Source organism: Demequina sp. NBRC 110051, assembly GCF_002090055.1.
Lineage (GTDB): Bacteria > Actinomycetota > Actinomycetes > Actinomycetales > Demequinaceae > Demequina.
The window spans coordinates 160,246-175,513 of the sequence record NZ_BBRH01000011.1 but is presented as its reverse complement, the minus strand read 5'-3'; the positions used below and the strand labels follow the sequence as shown (position 1 = coordinate 175,513).

Below are 15,268 nucleotides of genomic sequence, written 5' to 3'. Positions count from 1 at the left end.
CACCTGGCATGAAGAAGGTGCTTGGGGCGGCCGTGGCCGCCGGTGCCGGAGTGCTCGCCTGGAGCCTGATCGAGGCGCAGTCGTTTACGGTGCGCCAGATCTCGGCCCCCGTGCTGGCGCCTGGGTCGAAGCCCACCCGCATCCTTCACCTGTCGGACTTGCACCTGACGCCGTCGCAGCGTCGCAAGGTTGCCTGGGTGCGCCACCTCGCCTCCTTCCGGCCCGACCTCGTCGTCGACACGGGTGACAACCTCGCCCACGTCGACGCGGTGCCGACCGCGCTCGAGGCGCTCGAGCCGCTGCTGGAGTTCCCCGGCGTCTTCGTCCACGGCTCGAACGACTATTTCGCTCCCACGCCGCGAAATCCGCTGAAGTACCTGAAGGAGCCCACCCAGGCTCGTGACGGCAAGACCGAACTCGATACCGAGGCACTCACCGCCGGGCTCACGGCGGGGGGCTGGACGGACCTCAACAACGTGCGGGCCACGCTCGAGGTCGCGGGGACGACCGTCGACTTTGTGGGGCTCGACGATCCCCACATCGGCCGCGATCGGCTGCCGGATCCGGCCGCCGACGCGCCGGGCGCCCTCCGCATCGGCGTGGTTCACGCGCCGTACCTTCGCGCGCTCGGCCAGCTGCGCGAGGACGGCGCGGATGTGATTCTCGCGGGCCACACCCACGGCGGCCAGGTCAACGTTCCCTTCCGTGGCGCCCTCGTCACCAACTGTGATCTCGACACGGCGCGCGCGTCCGGTCTGCACGGTTGGCCCGGGCCACGTCCCGACGAACAGGGCGGCTCGGAGAGTGCCTGGCTGCACGTGTCGGCGGGTCTCGGAACGTCGCCCTACACGCCTGTGCGCCTGGCCTGCCGGCCCGAAGCGACCATGCTCACCCTGCTGCCTCGCTAGCGCCGGGAGCCGGTTAGGTTTCCAGGGCCTTCATCGGGTATCCTGACACGGCTGTTTTCACGGGGTGTGGCGCAGCTTGGTAGCGCGCGTCGTTCGGGACGACGAGGTCGCAGGTTCAAATCCTGTCACCCCGACCAGCAGGAAAGGCCGGTCCGCAAGGGCCGGCCTTTCGCATGTCCCGTGGGACTCGCACCACCGTCGGTGCGCCCTATTGGACAGTAGTCGTCGCGTCTGGAAGATTCGTATCTCACAGGGGACACTCACCGTTGTCCAAGGGGGAACGCTATGCAACCGGCAGCAAAGAAGTGCCTGTGGTGGGCTGGAGCGAGCATCGTAGGCGCCGTGGTGTTGCAGGTGGTGGCGCCGTGGGGGTTGACTGCGCTGTGGACGGTCACCGATAGCTACTCGTCCGACGGTTGGTACATCGTGGTGAGTCTCTTATCGGGGATTGCGAACGCGTTGCTGTTCCCCCTCGCCGCGGTTCTCGTCGGCGCCGCGGTCGTCATCAACGTCCTCGTGCCGCGCGTCGGAGCCACACGCGAGGACGACGCCGCAGACCCACAGCAACACCACGCGGAGGACGTGCCCGTGTCGGATCGCCGCGACGCCGTCGGGATTGCCGACGCAAGCGTCTACGAGCCCCCGCGCTCCTGACGGCTCATCGCCGCGCCGCTCACCACGTCATCGCGGCTGTCAGAGTGGCCTGCGAGAGCTCGCGGTCCGCAAACACCAGCCGCGTGACCCCCGGGGTGGGGTTGCTGATGTCGGGACCGCGATGCACCTCGACGAGCCCTGCCCGGCGTGCGACGGCGCTCGAACCCGCATTGTGAGCGAGCATGGTCGCGACGATGGGGAGGGCGCCATCAGTGCGGCGTGCCGCGGCGATGCCGGCGCGTGCAAGCTCGGCGGCAAGCCCACGCCCCCGCGACCCCGGGCTCAGCCGGTACGCGAGGTTCCAATAGGTCTCATGTCTGACCGCACTACCGCCGATGCCGTGAAGCGCGCCGTCCTCGTCCCGTGCGATCCACATGCCCAGCCCGTGCTCGTCCCAGCTGTCCTGCCACGAGTCGACCAGGGACTCCGACTGCGCGCGTTCCTGGTGCCTCATGCTCGGATAGTGCTCCCACATGAGGGGGTCGGACAACAGCGCGAAGACGTCGTCGACGTCGGCCGCTGAGGGACGGTGAAGCACGAGTCGATCGGTGCGGGAAACGGTGTCGATCACGATGCCAATCTAGGCGCACCCTCCGACATCGACGGCTCCCGCGACCGATCTGTGGACAACGCCCAGCGCCGGCGCGTCAGCCCTACGCCCGGTACGCCCCCGCCGCCTCGCGGTACGCCGCACGAATCTCTGGCCGCGTGTCCACCGCGGGGGCGGCCACCACGGACACCTCCCACGACGGTCGCGAGCCCGTCAGCGCCCACGCCGCCTGGACCGCGGCGCCCAGCGCCACGTACTCCGCGGGGGACGGCACCTCGACCGGTGCATCGAACACCTGCGCCGCGATCGCCTGGACGGCGGCGTTTTGCGCGGCCCCGCCCACGAGCAGCAGCCGGCGAGGCGTGAGGCCCTGTGCACGCACCGCGTCGAGCCCGTCGGCCAGCGCACACAGCATCCCCTCGATCGCCGCCCTCGCGAGGTTCTCGCGCGTGGTGGATGCCAGCGTCAACCCGGACAGAGACGCGGTCGCATCGGGCAGGTTGGGCGTGCGTTCGCCCTCGAAATACGGCACCAGCACGGCGCCACCCGCGCCGGGTGCGGCCTCAAGCGCAAGCGCCCCCAGCTCGTCGTGAGATACGCCCAGCACCCGGACAAAGGAGTCGAGCACGCGCGCGGCATTGAGCGTCGCCACGAGCGGCAGAAACTCCCCGGATGCGTCCGCGAACCCCGCCACTGCGCCGCTGACGTCTGCTGCCGCCACCGGCGAGACGCCAAAGACGGTCCCGGACGTGCCGATCGAGATCACCACATCGCCCTCGGCCGCGCCCAGGCCCAACGCCGCGCCCGCGTTGTCGCCCGCGCCGGGGCCCACCACCACGTCGGTCAGGTCGGTCCCCACCCCTACAGCCCCGCGTCCCGCCGCCTCGCCCGGCCCCAGGACGCGCGGCAGCACCGCGTCGTGCCCCAGCGCCGCGACCAGCAACTCGCGGTCGTATGCGCCCGTCGCGGCCGAGAAGTAGCCGGTGCCCGACGCATCGGACCGATCCGTCGTCAGCTCCGACAGCACCGGGCCCAAGACTGACGCCCCCTCCGGCCCATAGCCCCTCATCCGCCACGTCAACCAGTCGTGCGGCAGCGCCACGGCCGCGACCCGCGCGGCGTTGTCCGGCTCGGCGTCGCGCAGCCAGCGCAGTTTGGTGGACGTGAAGGACGCGACGGGCACCAGGCCCGTGCGCGACACCAACTCCTCAGCCCCAAACTCCGCAATCAGATCCGCGGCCGCTCCCGCCGAGCGCGTGTCATTCCACAGCAGCGCGTCACGAATGACGGCCCCGGAGGAATCCAGCACCACCATGCCGTGCTGCTGCCCGCCGATCGACACCGCGGCGACATCGTCGAACCCACCGGCCGCATCGACGGCCGCCAGCAGCGCGTCCCACCACGCCGCCGGATCCACGGAGGTGCCCTCGGGGTGGGGGGCCTTGCCCGAGCGCACCACGGCGCCCGTGTCGAGGTCGCGCACGACCACCTTGCAGCTTTGGGTGGAGGAGTCGACTCCGGCGACGAGCGTCATCGCGCGTCCTTTCGCACGTAGGGATGGCCGACGCCGTGGCGGGCCCCCGTACGGAGCCCAGCCACGGCATCGGCCGGATGAAAACTAGCCGCGGGCACCCATGAGGTGCTCTGAGGCGAGCTGCTGGAGGCGCACGAAGCCGAAGCCCTTGCCGCCGAAGTACGCGTTGGCGTCGAAGTCCTCGAACGCCGAGCGGTCGGCGAGCAGGTCGTCGTAGGACTCGCCCTCGTTCAGCGTGGGCTGGCCGAGCTCGAAGACGCGGGCGGCCTCGAGGGCCTCCTGCACCTCGGGGTCGGCGCGGAACGCCTGCGCGCGCTCCTTGAGCAGCAGGTACATCGCCATGTTGGCGCGCACCGACTCCCACACGCCGTCGAAGTCCTCGGTACGCGAGGGCTTGTAGTCGAAGTGGCGCGGGCCGTCGTAGGTGGGGCCGCCGTTGGGGCCGCCGTGCTCCAGCAGATCAACCAGCGAGAAGGCGTTGTGTAGGTCGCCGTGGCCGAAGACCAGGTCCTGGTCGTACTTGATGCCGCGTTGGCCGTTGAGGTCGATGTGGAACAACTTGCCGTGGAACAGCGCCTGCGCGATGCCCGCGGTGAAGTTGAGGCCCGCCATCTGCTCGTGGCCCGTCTCGGGGTTGAGGCCCACCAGCTCGGGGCGCTCGAGGGAATTGATGAAGGCGAGGGCGTGGCCCACGGTGGGCAGCAGGATGTCGCCGCGGGGCTCGTTGGGCTTGGGCTCGATCGCGAACTTGATGTCGTAACCCTTGTCGGTGACGTAGTCGCCCAGCAGGTTGACGGCTTCGCGGTAACGCTCGAGGGCGGCACCCACGTCCTTCGCGGAGTCGTACTCGGCGCCCTCGCGGCCGCCCCACATGACGAAGGTGGTGGCGCCCAGCTCGGCCGCCAGGTCGATGTTGCGCAGGACCTTACGCAGCGCGAAGCGACGCACGCCGCGGTCGTTCGAGGTGAAGCCGCCGTCCTTGAAGACGGGGTGGCTGAAGAGGTTGGTGGTGACCATCTCGACCACGAGGCCGGTGTCGTCGCAGGCACCCTTGAGTGCGTCAATGGCCTTCTGGCGCTCGGCGTCGGTGGCGTCGAAGTCGAAGACGTCGTTGTCGTGGAACGTGATGCCCCACGCGCCGGCCTCGGCCAGGCCATGGATGGCCTCGACGGTGTCCAGGCGCGGACGGGTCGCGGAGCCGAACGGGTCCTGCGCCTCCCATCCGAGGGTCCAGAGTCCGAACGAGAACTTGTCCTCGCGGGTGGGGGTGGGTGCCATGGCGGTCTCCTTGTCGGCGTTGACTGACGCGTGAAATCTGCGTTTGACAGATTAGGTTGTAAGACACAACATAAGTCCAGCGGGCGGTAGTGTCAAAGCGAGGAGGCTTCCATGGCATCACGGGTCAACCGGCCGCGCGCGGGCGAGGCGTTGGGCACGCGCAACGAGGCCACGCGCCGGCACAACCTGTCGAGCCTCCTCACGCTCGTGCACCGCGCGGACGGGCTCTCCCGAGCCGACCTCACGCGCGCCACGGGCCTCAATCGCTCCACCATCGGCGCGCTCGTAGGCGACCTGGTAGACGCGGGTTTGGTGACCGAGGAGCACCCCGAGACCACCGGCGTGGGACGCCCGTCTCCCGTGGTCCAGCCGCGGCGCGACGTCGTGGCGCTCGCGGTCTACCCGGACGTCGACGCCGTCTCGCTGGCGCTCGTGGCGCTGGGTCACCGGATCGTCGCGCGCGAGCGCATCGAGCTGCCCCAGTCGCCGTCTCCCGCGATGGTGGTCGAACTGGCGGCCGATGCCGTGGCCGGGTGGGTCGAGGAGGGCTCGCCTCGCGTGGTGGGCGCCGGGGTGGCGGTGCCTGGGCTGGTGCGCGCCGAGGACGGGCTCGTGGTGCGTGCGCCGCACCTGGAGTGGAATGACGAGCCGCTGGGGGAGGAGCTCGCGGAGGCGCTCGACGTCCCCGTCGACGTCGACAACGACGCCAACGCCGGCCTCATCGCCGAGTCGCTCTACGGCGCCGGCCAGGGGGTCAGCCACCTGATCTATCTCAACGGCTCGACCTCGGGCATCGGTGGTGCGGTGGGTGTCACCGGCTCGGTGCTGCGCGGCGCCGACGGTTTCGCCGGCGAGCTGGGTCACATCCTCGCCGATCCCGACGGCCTTGCGTGCCACTGCGGTCGCCAGGGGTGCCTCGAGACCGAGGTCAACCTGCAGCGGCTCGAGGCGGCCGCTGGCGGGCCCCTCGATCACTCGCGGCTCGAGGAGTCGCTGGGGTCATCGGCGGCGGTGGAGGACGAACTCACGCGTCAGGCGCGGGTGCTGGCGCGAGGCATTGCCAACGTGACCTCGGCCTTCAACCCCCGCACCGTCATCCTGGGTGGATTTCTGGGGTTGATCCTGGACCGCCGGGGCGACCTCATCCGCGAGCTTGTGGTGCGCCACACGTTCGCACCGCTGGCGGACTCGCTGACGCTCACGCGGGCGGCACTCGTCGAGGATCAGGTGCTCATCGGGGCGGGCGAGCTGGCGTTTCGCTCGCTGCTCGCGGACCCGCTAGGCGAGTAGCGCGGCGGGCACGGCTGGCAGTGTCCGCTCAGCACCCAGAAACACCTTCGGCCGCCTTCCTCGGGCGGGAAAGCGGCCGAAAATGGGTGCGGAGCGGACGCGTCAGGCCGAGATCTTCGCCGCGACGAGCTCCGCCACCTGAATCGCGTTGAGTGCGGCGCCCTTGCGCAGGTTGTCGCCCACGATGAACAGCGCGAGGCCGCGGCCATCGTCCACGCCGGTGTCCTGGCGGATGCGACCCACGTAGGTCGGGTCCTGCCCGGCGCCCTTGAGCGGTGTGGGGATCTCCTCGACGACCACGCCGGGGGCGGCCGCCAGGATCTCGTACGCCCGCGCAGGGGACAGCGGGCGCTCGAACTCCGCGTTGACCGACAGCGAGTGGCCCGAGAACACGGGCACGCGCACGCAGGTGCCGGAGACGCGCAGCTCGGGAAGGCCCAGGATCTTGCGCGACTCGTCGATCAGCTTGCGTTCCTCGACGGTCTCGTTCGAGTCGTCGCCCACCAGGTCACCCGCGAAGGGCAGCACGTTGAAGGCGATGGGCTCGACGTAGACGCCGGGCTCGGGGAACTCGGCGGCATCGCCGTTGAGAGCGAGCTTTTCGGCGTCGTCGATCACCGCGCGCGCCTGCGTCGCGAGTTCCGCGACGCCGGCCACACCGGAGCCGGACACGGCCTGGTAGGTCGACACGATGAGGCGCTTGAGACCGGCCTCCTCGTGGAGGGCCTTGAGGGTCGGCATGGCCGCCATCGTGGTGCAGTTGGGGTTCGCGACAATGCCCTTGGGGATGTCATTCAGCGCCTCGGGGTTCACCTCCGAGACCACCAGCGGCACCTCGGGGTCCTGACGCCAGGCGCTCGAGTTGTCCACGACGATCGCGCCCGCAGCGGCGAACTGGGGTGCGAACTCCTTCGACGGTCCTCCGCCTGCCGAGAAGATGGCGATGTCGATTCCCGCGTAGTCACCCGAGGCGATGTCCTCGACGGTGATCTCGCCGTCGAGGTGAGGCAGCACCTTGCCCGCCGAGCGCGAGGAGGCGAAGAAGCGCACCGTCGCGTCAGGGAAGCGCGACGCCACCAGTTCGCGCATGACGGTCCCGACCTGGCCGGTCGCGCCGACCACAGCAACAGTCAGTGTCATCGTCCGGTCCCTCCGTACACGACGGCCTCGCCGCCCTCGATGTCCAGGTCAAATGCGGTGTGCACAGCGCGCACGGCGTCGTCGAGCTTCTCGGCGCGGGTCACGACCGAGATGCGAATGTCGGACGTCGAGATCATCTCGATGTTGACACCCGCGTCGCGCAGGGCGGAGAAGAAGCGTGCCGAGACTCCGGAGTTGGCGCGCATGCCCGCGCCCACGAGTGAGATCTTGCCGATCGTGTCGTCGGTGCGCAGTTCCTTGTAGCCGATCGCGTCGTGGTCGGACTCGATCGACTCGATCGCGCGCGGCACCGAGTCGGCCGGCAGCGTGAAGGAGATGTCCGTGTACCCGGTCACGACGGCCGAGACGTTCTGGACAATCATGTCGATGTTGACGTCGGACTTCGCGACCGCCTCGAAGAGGCGTGCGGCGGAGCCGGGCACGTCGGGAACGCCGATGACCGTGATCTTGGCCTCGGAGCGGTCGTGCGCGACGCCGGCGATGATCGGGTCTTCCATGTCTTCTCCTTCTTGAGTGTCGCCCGTGACCCAGGTTCCTTCAAGACCCGAGAACGAGGAGCGCACGTGGATCGGCACATCAAAGCGGCGCGCGTACTCGACGCAGCGCGGCATGAGCACCTTGGCACCGGAGGCGGCAAGGTCGAGCATCTCCTCGTAGGAGACGCGGTCGAGCTTGCGTGCGCTGGGGACGATACGGGGGTCGGCGGTGAACACGCCGTCGACGTCCGTATAGATCTCGCACACATCGGCCTGCAAGGCGGCGGCCAGCGCGACGGCGGTGGTGTCCGATCCTCCGCGGCCCAGCGTGGTCACGTCCTGGGTCTCGGGGTGCAGTCCCTGGAAGCCCGCGACGATCGCCACATCTCCGTCGGCGACCGCCTTCTGCAGGCGCCCGGGGGCGACGTCGATGATGCGCGCGCGGCCGTGATGCTCGGTGGTGATGACGCCGGCCTGCGGGCCGGTGAACGCCTGGGCGCCCACGCCGAGCTCACGGATGGCCATCGCGAGCAGCGCCATCGAGATGCGCTCGCCGGCCGTCAGGAGAATGTCCATCTCGCGCGGCGCGGGGTCGGACGTGACCGCGTTGGCGAGGTCGATGAGCTCGTCCGTCGTGTCGCCCATCGCGCTGACGGCGACGACGACGTCGTTGCCGGCGCGCCTCGTCTCGACGATCCGGCGCGCGACGCGCTGAATCGCCTCGGCATCGGAGACTGAGGAGCCTCCGTACTTTTGCACCACGAGTGGCATGCGGGAACTCCCGGAAAAGCGACGGTTGGAGCGCCCGGCACCGGGCACGGCTCCTCATTCTAGTGAACGGACGCCCGTACGCCTATTCGAGGGGTGGACAGAGGTGTCCACTATGTGGACACGTCGGGTTCGCGGTTCCGATGACGGCCGATGCGTCAGCCGCCCGCGTTCGCCACCCACCTTTCCAGGTGGGCCACCTCGCGCTCGAGGGGCTCGGCCTCGCCCAGCGCGTGAGCGAGCGCGGCCCCGCCCTCGACGCCCGCCAACAGGTGCAGCGCGCGTGCTCGGGCGGCACCGTCCGCGAAACCCAGGCCCGCAAAACGGGAGGTGAGCCATCCGAGCGCCTCGCGATGTGCATCGGCCCCGCCGACGGTCGCCGCCGTCGAGAGCAGGGTGCCGTAACTGACGACGGCGGTGCTGTCGTCGAGGTAGGCGCGCAGAAAGCCCGTGAGGGCCGCGCGGTCGTCTGCGCTGTCCAGGCCCTCGCGCCCGTCTGCGAGCACCGCCGCGATGCCGTCGGCGACGGCCGCCGCCACGTCGTCCTTCGTCTTGAAGTAGTAGTACACGCTGCCAGCAGGGACTTCCGCCGCGGCGGCGATCGCCGCGATGGTGGCGGATTCGAGCCCGCTCTCGCGCGCCATATGGATCGCGGCGGCGGTGAGGCGTTCACGCTTGTTGGTGGCAGGACGGGGCATGGGCGGTCTCCTCGCCGATAGTTAACGCGTTAAGCAGTCGGTTCACTCACTATCCCGCTGCCCTGCCCTCCCCCCTGAGCCGACACGCCCAAAGATCGGGGGATTACCTCATGTCTTTCAAGCGATGCGGGTGCCAGAGTGAAGGTGGCTCGCCGCGCATTCGGCGCCGCGACCACACGAGGGAGTGAGATGACGACCACGATCGAGGCCTCCGCCGGCGTGCGCGAGGCCATCGTCGCCAGGGGGGTGGCACGCAGCTTCGGCTCGGTACGTGCCGTCGAGGATGCGACGCTCACCGTGCCGGCCGGCTCGGTGACCGCGCTGATCGGGCCCAATGGCTGCGGCAAAACGACCCTGATGCTCATGCTGTCCGGCCTGCTCAGGCCACACCACGGGGACATCGCCATCGCGGGGCACGACCCCAAGACGGACGCCGCGGCGGTGCGCGCCGCGATCGGCTGGATGCCCGACCAGCTGGGCTCGTGGGACAACATGACCTGCCTGCAGACGCTCACGCTCATGGGCCGCGCCTACCGCATCCCCAAGGAGGCCGCCCGCGAGCGTGGTGCTCAGCTGCTCACCCGCGTCCACCTCGAGGAGTTTGCCGACCGCCCCTCGCGGGTGCTGTCGCGAGGTCAGAAGCAGCGGCTCTCGCTGGCGCGCGCCCTGGTTCACGACCCGCAGGTGCTGCTCTTGGACGAGCCCGCCAACGGGCTTGACCCCCGCTCCCGTGTCGAGTTGCGCGACCTGGTCCGCGAACTCGCGGCGGAGGGCCGTGCGGTGTTGATCTCGAGCCACGTGCTCGCCGAGCTCGACGAGATGGTCGACGACGCCGTCTTCATGTCGAAGGGCCGCACCCTGGGCGACGAGGCCGCCACCATGGTCGCCCACGCCCGTACGCGCTACCGCGTGGACGCGCTCGACCGCGACAACCTGCTCGAGGTCCTTGCCCGCTTCGGCATCGCAGCGGAGCCCTCGGGCACCGGCGCGATCCTCAGCATTGACGGTGAAGAGAAGGCCGCCGAGGCGCTCGCGTGGATGGTGAATCAGGGGGTGCGCGTGTACCGGTTCGGCCCGGTCGGAAGCGCGCTGGAACAGACATACATGGCGATGAACGAGGAGCGACGATGACCGACACACCCGTGGTGGCACCGCCCCAGGACTCCACCGTTCACCCGCCCGCACGCCGCGGCAACCCGTGGCATCCCACGCTGCGCGGTGTGGCGCTCATGACGTCGATCGAGCTGCGCCGGCGCCGGCCCAGCACCAAGGGCTACATCCTCTACGGCATCCTCTTCGCCGCCGTCATCGGCATCTGCATCCTCGCGGCGGTGCTGTCGACCTCCGACCTGTCATCGACCAATCTCGAGCTGGTCCTGATCATGGTGCTCGGCGTCGGCATGCTGATCGCGCCGTCGCTGTCGGCGACGTCCATCAACGGCGACTCGGGCGAGGGAGTCCTCGCGCCGCTGCAGATGTCGCACCTGACCGCGGGCGACATTGCGTTCGGCAAGCTCATCGCCTCCTGGCTCGTCTCGGTGATCGCGTTGTTGGCGCTGTCGCCGTTCCTCGTCTACGCGTTTACGAAGTCGGGCTGGCACCTGGACGAGCTGGCGATCACCCTGGGCGCGATCCTGTTCATGGTGCTCGCGTTCACGGCAGTGGGCCTCGCATGGTCGTCGATCGCCGCCCGTGCGGTGGCCTCGGTCTCGCTCGCGCACCTCACCACGGGCTTCTTCGCCGTGGGAACGCTCGTGCTGTTTGCGGTGGCGGGCACCCTCGTCACCGACACCAAGACGGTGACCGAGTACTACATCGACTGGGGAGCTCTCAGCGCCGAGGAGGAGGACGCGCTCGACGAGGCGTATATGTCTGGAGACTTCTCCGAGCTGGACCCCGCCGACTACCAGTGCATCGAGAACGAGTGGACCACCGGCGTCACCCACACCGACCGCATCGCATGGCTGCTGCTCGCCAACCCCGTCGTGACCATCGGTGAGACCGCCCCCATCGTCGATCCCGAGACCTGGCGAGAGGATGGACGCGCACAACCCGGCGTCTTTGCCCAGATGCACAGCATGGTCTCCAGCGCGCGCCTAGGGCCGCAGGACGACGAGATCGACTACGAGCCCTACAACGAGTGCGAGCAACTCTTCGGCACGACCGCGTCTGACGCCTCGGACGAGGAGCTCACACCCGAGGAGCAAGAAGCGCAGTGGGAGGCCGATCAGGCCGAATGGGACGCGTACCAGCAGGAGCTCGCCAACCTCCCGCGTGCGCCGTGGCTCGGCCTCGCGGTCCAGGCCGTGCTGCTCGCCGGCTCGATGCTCATCGTCGTGAGGCGCCTGCGCGTGCCCTACAAGAAGCTGCGCTCGGGAACGCGCGTCGCTTAAGCCAGCCATGGCATCGGCCGTCTGTATTGACGGGCGGCCGATGCTACGGCCGGGCCGGGAGGCGGCGTCGTTAAGAAACCGTGCGGCGGCCCTCGAAGGCGCGCCCCAGCGTGACCTCGTCCGCGTACTCGAGGTCGCCTCCCACCGGCAGGCCGGAGGCCAGGCGTGAGACGGTCACGCCCATGGGCGACAGCATGCGCGTGAGGTACGTCGCGGTGGCCTCGCCCTCGATGTTGGGGTCGGTCGCGATGATGACCTCCTCGATCTTGCCGTCGCCCAGGCGCGTGAGGAGCTCGCGGATGCGCAGGTCGTCGGGCCCCACGCCGTTCATGGGATCGATGGCGCCGCCGAGCACGTGGTAGCGGCCCCGGTACTCGCGGGTGCGTTCGATGACGACCACGTCCTTGGGCTCCTCGACCACACACAGCACGTCCTCGGCGCGACGCGGGTCGGCGCAGATGCGGCACTGCTCGGATTCGGCGACATTGCCGCAGGTGTCGCAGAAGCGCACCTTCTCCTTGACGGTGGTGATGGCGTCGGCCAGACGGCGCACGTCGGTGGGGTCCGCGGCGAGCAGGTGGAAGGCGATGCGCTGGGCGCTCTTGGGGCCCACGCCGGGAAGATGTCCCAGCTCGTCGATCAGATCCTGCACCGCGCCGTCATACATGGGGTTAAGCGTAGGCGCGGGCGGCGACATGGTCCGACCAGGCGCGCGTCAGCGTGGCTCGAGCAGGCGCGTGTAGACGTCCATGAGCCCGTCGGGAATCAGCCCGTACAACTCGAAGGAAACGCCGTAGCCGGTGGTGATGGCGAGGAGGTCCTGGGCAAGCGCCATCGCTGAGCGGTCCGTGCGGCACCACCCGTGCTCCTGGGTGTAAGTAAGGAGCCACGAGAGCTCCTCGCACCACTCCAGGTGCAGGGTTCGCAGCGGCCTCATGAGGGCGTCGTTGTCGCGGTTCGCGTTGGTGAACTCGGCGATCAGCATGGTCCAGCGTTCGCCGGCCGGGTCGGTGCGCGCGAACTCGGCCTGTGCGGCGGCGAGCGCGGACAGCAGCGACGTGGGCGCCGCGGCCTCGACGACGGTCCACCACTGGCCTCTGCAATCACGCCGGGCGCGCAGCACCTCCAGGAAGAACTCTTCCTTGGAGTCGAAGTGGAAGTAGAAGGCTCCGCGCGTGTACCCCGAGTCGCGCACCACATCCTCAATCGACGTGCCCGCGTAGCCCTTCACCGGAAAGCGCTCGATGCCGAGCGCCAGCAGGTCCGCGCGGGTCTTCTCGCGCCGGACCTGAAACTTGGACGGGGGTCGTTGGACCGTTCCATCCGTCTGCGCCGTCATGGCGCGAATCTATCAGCCGAGCGGGGGCACTCAGGGCTCGATGATGGTGCCGCCGAGCATCTGCGCGACGACGTCCGCGCCGGTGAGCTGGGAGTCGGGTGCCTGCGCGTCGTCGGCGGAGATGACTTCCTCCTCGTCGGGCTCTGGCGGCACCTCGTCGTAGGCGGGAGCGCTCATGGTCGCGGCAGCACCCGCGACCGCGCCGGCGGCCGCACCAGCGGCCGGCATCGCCGCGCGAGCCGACGGCGCGACGGGCCCGGTGGTGGCCTCGACCCTGAGTTGGAGGCCCAGCGTCTCGCGCACGGCAAGGGCGACGTTTTCCGCGTGCGACGATCCCGTGAAGCGCCCGGCGAGGGCGGAGTTGTCGAAGGCCAGCGTGAGGACGCCGCCCTCGACGGAGGCCACCTGGGCGCTTTGGCTCACCATGGACCACGTCACGCGGCGGCGTTCGAGCGTGCCGAGCACCTCGCTCCAGCGCCGTCGCAGCAGTTCGGCGTCCCCGGCACCCCCTGCGGAGGCGGCGGGAACCGTGTCGGTCGCGGGGGCCTGTGGCGCGGCCGGCTCGGTCGGAGCCGGTGCGCGGGTGTGTGCCGAGGGTGCGCCCCAGTCGGGCTCAGGCTCGGGCTCAGGCGCGGGCCCAGGCGCGGGCGCGGGCGCGGCGGAGGCTTCCGGCGACGACGTGGGTGCTGCGGTGCGAGCCGCCGCCGCGTTGGCCGCCGCGGCGCTCGCGGTCAGCGGAGGCTCGATCTCCTCTGGCTCCTCCCATGGCGCTGGTCCGCGCGAGGGCTCGGAGGCGGGCGGCTCCGCCGGGGCTGAGGGTTCCGGTCGCGGCGCGGGTGTGGAGGGAGCCGCCCCAGCAGACCCTGCGCCCGCGCGGGCGGCCGCCATGGCGTCCTTGGCAGCCTGGATGGCGGAGCGGGCATCCGACCCTCCGGCCGCGGGTGCGGACGAGGTCGACGCGGGTGCCGAAGGAGCAGGGACGTGCTGAGCGGCCCCGGAGGGTGGCGCCGCCGCTGTCCCCGCCGGGGCGGTGTCCGCCGCGAGCAGGCGCGCGCACAGCAGCTCGAGGTGCAGGCGGGGCGAGGTGGCCCCCACCATGTGCGTGAGTGCGTCGTTGATGAGGTCGCCCGCGCGCGAGGCGCGCGCCAGTCCCAGGCGCCGCGCCTGGTCGGTCATGCGCTCGAGCTGGTCCGCGGGCACCTCGCCCAGGGCCTGGGCCCCGGCCGCGCCCGAGGCCGCGATCACCAGGAGATCGCGGACGCGCTCGAGCAGGTCCTCGACAAAGCGGCGGGGCTCGTGCCCGGTCTGGATGACGCGGCCCACCACGTCGAACAGGGAGGCGCCGTCCGCCGCCGCGATGGCGTCGACGGCGTCATCGAGCAAGGTGGCGTCGGTGAAGCCCAGCAGGGCGATCGCGCGGTCGTACGTCACGCCGCCCTCGTCGGAGCCGGCAATGAGCTGGTCGAGCACGGACAGGGTGTCGCGGACGGACCCGCCGCCCGCGCGCACCACGAGGTCGAGCACCCCGGCCGCGACCGTCACCGACTCCGCCTCGCACAGCTGCGCGAGGTAGTCGGTCAGCACCGAGGGCGGCACCAGGCGGAACGGGTAGTGGTGAGTGCGCGAGCGGATGGTGCCGATGACCTTGTCCGGCTCCGTGGTCGCGAAGATGAAGCGGATGTGAGGCGGCGGCTCCTCGACGAGCTTGAGCAGCGCGTTGAATCCCTGCGGCGTCACCATGTGCGCCTCGTCGAGGATGAAGATCTTGTAGCGGTCGCGCGCGGGCGCGAAGGCCGCGCGCTCGCGCAGCTCGCGCGCGTCGTCCACACCGTTGTGGCTGGCGGCGTCGATCTCGACGACGTCGACCGAGCCGGAGCCGCCGCGCGCGAGTTCCACGCAGGACTCGCACGTGCCGCACGGGGTGTCGGTGGGGCCCTCGGCGCAATTCAGGCAGCGCGCCAGGATGCGGGCCGAGGTGGTCTTGCCGCAGCCGCGCGGTCCGGAGAACAGGTAGGCGTGGTTGACCTTGTCGGCGCGCAGCGCCTGCATCAGGGGCGTGGTGACATGCTCCTGGCCCACGACGTCGGCGAACGAGTCGGGGCGGTAGCGGCGATACAGGGCTTGGCTCACGGGACCGAGCCTAACCGCCCCCGGTGACACGCGCATCGGCCCTCCACAGGGTCGCTGCGGAGGGCCGATGCGTTGCTGCTGGGGTGAGG

14 protein-coding genes and 1 tRNA gene are annotated in these 15,268 nt (G+C 70.2%); 6 read left to right on the top strand and 9 right to left on the bottom strand.

Going from position 1 to position 15,268, the window contains the following annotated elements; genetic code table 11:
* Positions 1–8 precede the first annotated feature (8 nt).
* The 3 genes from B7K20_RS06490 (at position 9) to B7K20_RS06480 (ending at position 1,562) form a co-directional block, all read left to right on the top strand.
* A complete protein-coding gene (locus B7K20_RS06490) occupies positions 9–908 on the top strand; it encodes a metallophosphoesterase (RefSeq protein WP_084101706.1) in 900 nt (299 codons plus the stop codon).
* A gap of 60 nt (positions 909–968) precedes the next feature.
* Positions 969–1,045: transfer RNA gene (locus B7K20_RS06485), tRNA-Pro, on the top strand.
* A 148-nt stretch (positions 1,046–1,193) separates the two neighbouring features.
* Entirely contained in the window at positions 1,194–1,562 is a 369-nt protein-coding gene (locus B7K20_RS06480; protein WP_084101705.1) for a hypothetical protein, read from the top strand.
* A gap of 19 nt (positions 1,563–1,581) precedes the next feature.
* Here B7K20_RS06480 and B7K20_RS06475 read toward each other — a convergent pair whose 3' ends face one another.
* The 3 genes from B7K20_RS06475 to xylA all read right to left on the bottom strand — a co-directional run bounded on the left by B7K20_RS06475 (position 1,582) and on the right by xylA (position 4,924).
* On the bottom strand, positions 1,582–2,133 hold the full coding sequence (locus tag B7K20_RS06475; RefSeq protein WP_234985737.1) for a GNAT family N-acetyltransferase: 552 nt from the start codon (positions 2,131–2,133) through the stop codon (positions 1,582–1,584).
* Between the two features lie 82 nt (positions 2,134–2,215).
* Positions 2,216–3,646: a xylulokinase gene (gene xylB / locus B7K20_RS06470; RefSeq protein WP_084101703.1), complete on the bottom strand. Its 1,431-nt coding sequence runs from the start codon at positions 3,644–3,646 to the stop codon at positions 2,216–2,218.
* A gap of 84 nt (positions 3,647–3,730) precedes the next feature.
* Complete coding sequence (gene xylA, locus B7K20_RS06465; RefSeq protein ID WP_084101702.1) at positions 3,731–4,924, bottom strand: xylose isomerase; 1,194 nt, start codon at positions 4,922–4,924, stop codon at positions 3,731–3,733.
* Between the two features lie 111 nt (positions 4,925–5,035).
* On the opposite strand from xylA, the gene B7K20_RS06460 reads away from it, so the two are divergent.
* Complete coding sequence (locus B7K20_RS06460) at positions 5,036–6,214, top strand: ROK family transcriptional regulator (RefSeq protein WP_084101701.1); 1,179 nt, start codon at positions 5,036–5,038, stop codon at positions 6,212–6,214.
* A 102-nt stretch (positions 6,215–6,316) separates the two neighbouring features.
* Here the strand turns inward: B7K20_RS06460 and B7K20_RS06455 are convergent, their stop codons facing one another.
* The 3 genes from B7K20_RS06455 to B7K20_RS06445 form a co-directional block, all read right to left on the bottom strand.
* The gene (locus B7K20_RS06455; protein WP_084101700.1) at positions 6,317–7,354 is read right to left on the bottom strand and encodes an aspartate-semialdehyde dehydrogenase; all 1,038 of its coding nucleotides are present in this window, start codon (positions 7,352–7,354) and stop codon (positions 6,317–6,319) included.
* Positions 7,351–8,622, bottom strand: a complete 1,272-nt coding sequence (locus tag B7K20_RS06450; RefSeq protein WP_084101698.1) for an aspartate kinase — start codon at positions 8,620–8,622, stop codon at positions 7,351–7,353. Before B7K20_RS06450 ends, B7K20_RS06455 begins: the two co-directional genes overlap by 4 nt.
* A gap of 155 nt (positions 8,623–8,777) precedes the next feature.
* Positions 8,778–9,317, bottom strand: coding sequence for a TetR/AcrR family transcriptional regulator (locus B7K20_RS06445; RefSeq protein WP_084101696.1), 540 nt, complete (start codon positions 9,315–9,317; stop codon positions 8,778–8,780).
* 189 nt (positions 9,318–9,506) lie between these two features.
* On the opposite strand from B7K20_RS06445, the gene B7K20_RS06440 reads away from it, so the two are divergent.
* Positions 9,507–10,448: an ABC transporter ATP-binding protein gene (locus B7K20_RS06440; protein WP_084101694.1), complete on the top strand. Its 942-nt coding sequence runs from the start codon at positions 9,507–9,509 to the stop codon at positions 10,446–10,448.
* Positions 10,445–11,710, top strand: coding sequence for an ABC transporter permease (locus tag B7K20_RS06435; protein ID WP_084101693.1), 1,266 nt, complete (start codon positions 10,445–10,447; stop codon positions 11,708–11,710). Before B7K20_RS06440 ends, B7K20_RS06435 begins: the two co-directional genes overlap by 4 nt.
* Positions 11,711–11,780: 70 nt before the next feature.
* Here the strand turns inward: B7K20_RS06435 and recR are convergent, their stop codons facing one another.
* From recR to B7K20_RS06420, 3 genes are read right to left on the bottom strand one after another with little or no spacing between them, the layout of a single operon-like run.
* Positions 11,781–12,377 carry a recombination mediator RecR gene (gene recR, locus B7K20_RS06430; protein WP_084101691.1) on the bottom strand — a complete coding sequence of 199 codons (597 nt, stop codon included), beginning with the start codon at positions 12,375–12,377 and terminating at the stop codon, positions 11,781–11,783.
* A 48-nt stretch (positions 12,378–12,425) separates the two neighbouring features.
* Positions 12,426–13,049 carry a TetR/AcrR family transcriptional regulator gene (locus B7K20_RS06425; RefSeq protein ID WP_084101689.1) on the bottom strand — a complete coding sequence of 208 codons (624 nt, stop codon included), beginning with the start codon at positions 13,047–13,049 and terminating at the stop codon, positions 12,426–12,428.
* A 30-nt stretch (positions 13,050–13,079) separates the two neighbouring features.
* A complete protein-coding gene (locus tag B7K20_RS06420; RefSeq protein ID WP_084101687.1) occupies positions 13,080–15,179 on the bottom strand; it encodes a DNA polymerase III subunit gamma and tau in 2,100 nt (699 codons plus the stop codon).
* Between the last annotated feature and the right edge of the window lie 89 nt (positions 15,180–15,268).

Excerpts from the sequence above, each read along its gene's own strand:
- B7K20_RS06435 (WP_084101693.1), top strand. The coding sequence starts at position 10,445 with ATGACCGACACACCCGTGGTGGCACCGCCCCAGGACTCCACCGTTCAC.
- B7K20_RS06425 (WP_084101689.1), bottom strand. The coding sequence starts at position 13,049 with ATGACGGCGCAGACGGATGGAACGGTCCAACGACCCCCGTCCAAGTTT.
- B7K20_RS06440 (WP_084101694.1), top strand. The coding sequence starts at position 9,507 with ATGACGACCACGATCGAGGCCTCCGCCGGCGTGCGCGAGGCCATCGTC.
- B7K20_RS06490 (WP_084101706.1), top strand. The coding sequence starts at position 9 with ATGAAGAAGGTGCTTGGGGCGGCCGTGGCCGCCGGTGCCGGAGTGCTC.
- xylB (WP_084101703.1), bottom strand. The coding sequence starts at position 3,646 with ATGACGCTCGTCGCCGGAGTCGACTCCTCCACCCAAAGCTGCAAGGTG.
- B7K20_RS06460 (WP_084101701.1), top strand. The coding sequence starts at position 5,036 with ATGGCATCACGGGTCAACCGGCCGCGCGCGGGCGAGGCGTTGGGCACG.
- B7K20_RS06445 (WP_084101696.1), bottom strand. The coding sequence starts at position 9,317 with ATGCCCCGTCCTGCCACCAACAAGCGTGAACGCCTCACCGCCGCCGCG.
- B7K20_RS06480 (WP_084101705.1), top strand. The coding sequence starts at position 1,194 with ATGCAACCGGCAGCAAAGAAGTGCCTGTGGTGGGCTGGAGCGAGCATC.
- B7K20_RS06455 (WP_084101700.1), bottom strand. The coding sequence starts at position 7,354 with ATGACACTGACTGTTGCTGTGGTCGGCGCGACCGGCCAGGTCGGGACC.
- xylA (WP_084101702.1), bottom strand. The coding sequence starts at position 4,924 with ATGGCACCCACCCCCACCCGCGAGGACAAGTTCTCGTTCGGACTCTGG.
- B7K20_RS06450 (WP_084101698.1), bottom strand. The coding sequence starts at position 8,622 with ATGCCACTCGTGGTGCAAAAGTACGGAGGCTCCTCAGTCTCCGATGCC.
- recR (WP_084101691.1), bottom strand. The coding sequence starts at position 12,377 with ATGTATGACGGCGCGGTGCAGGATCTGATCGACGAGCTGGGACATCTT.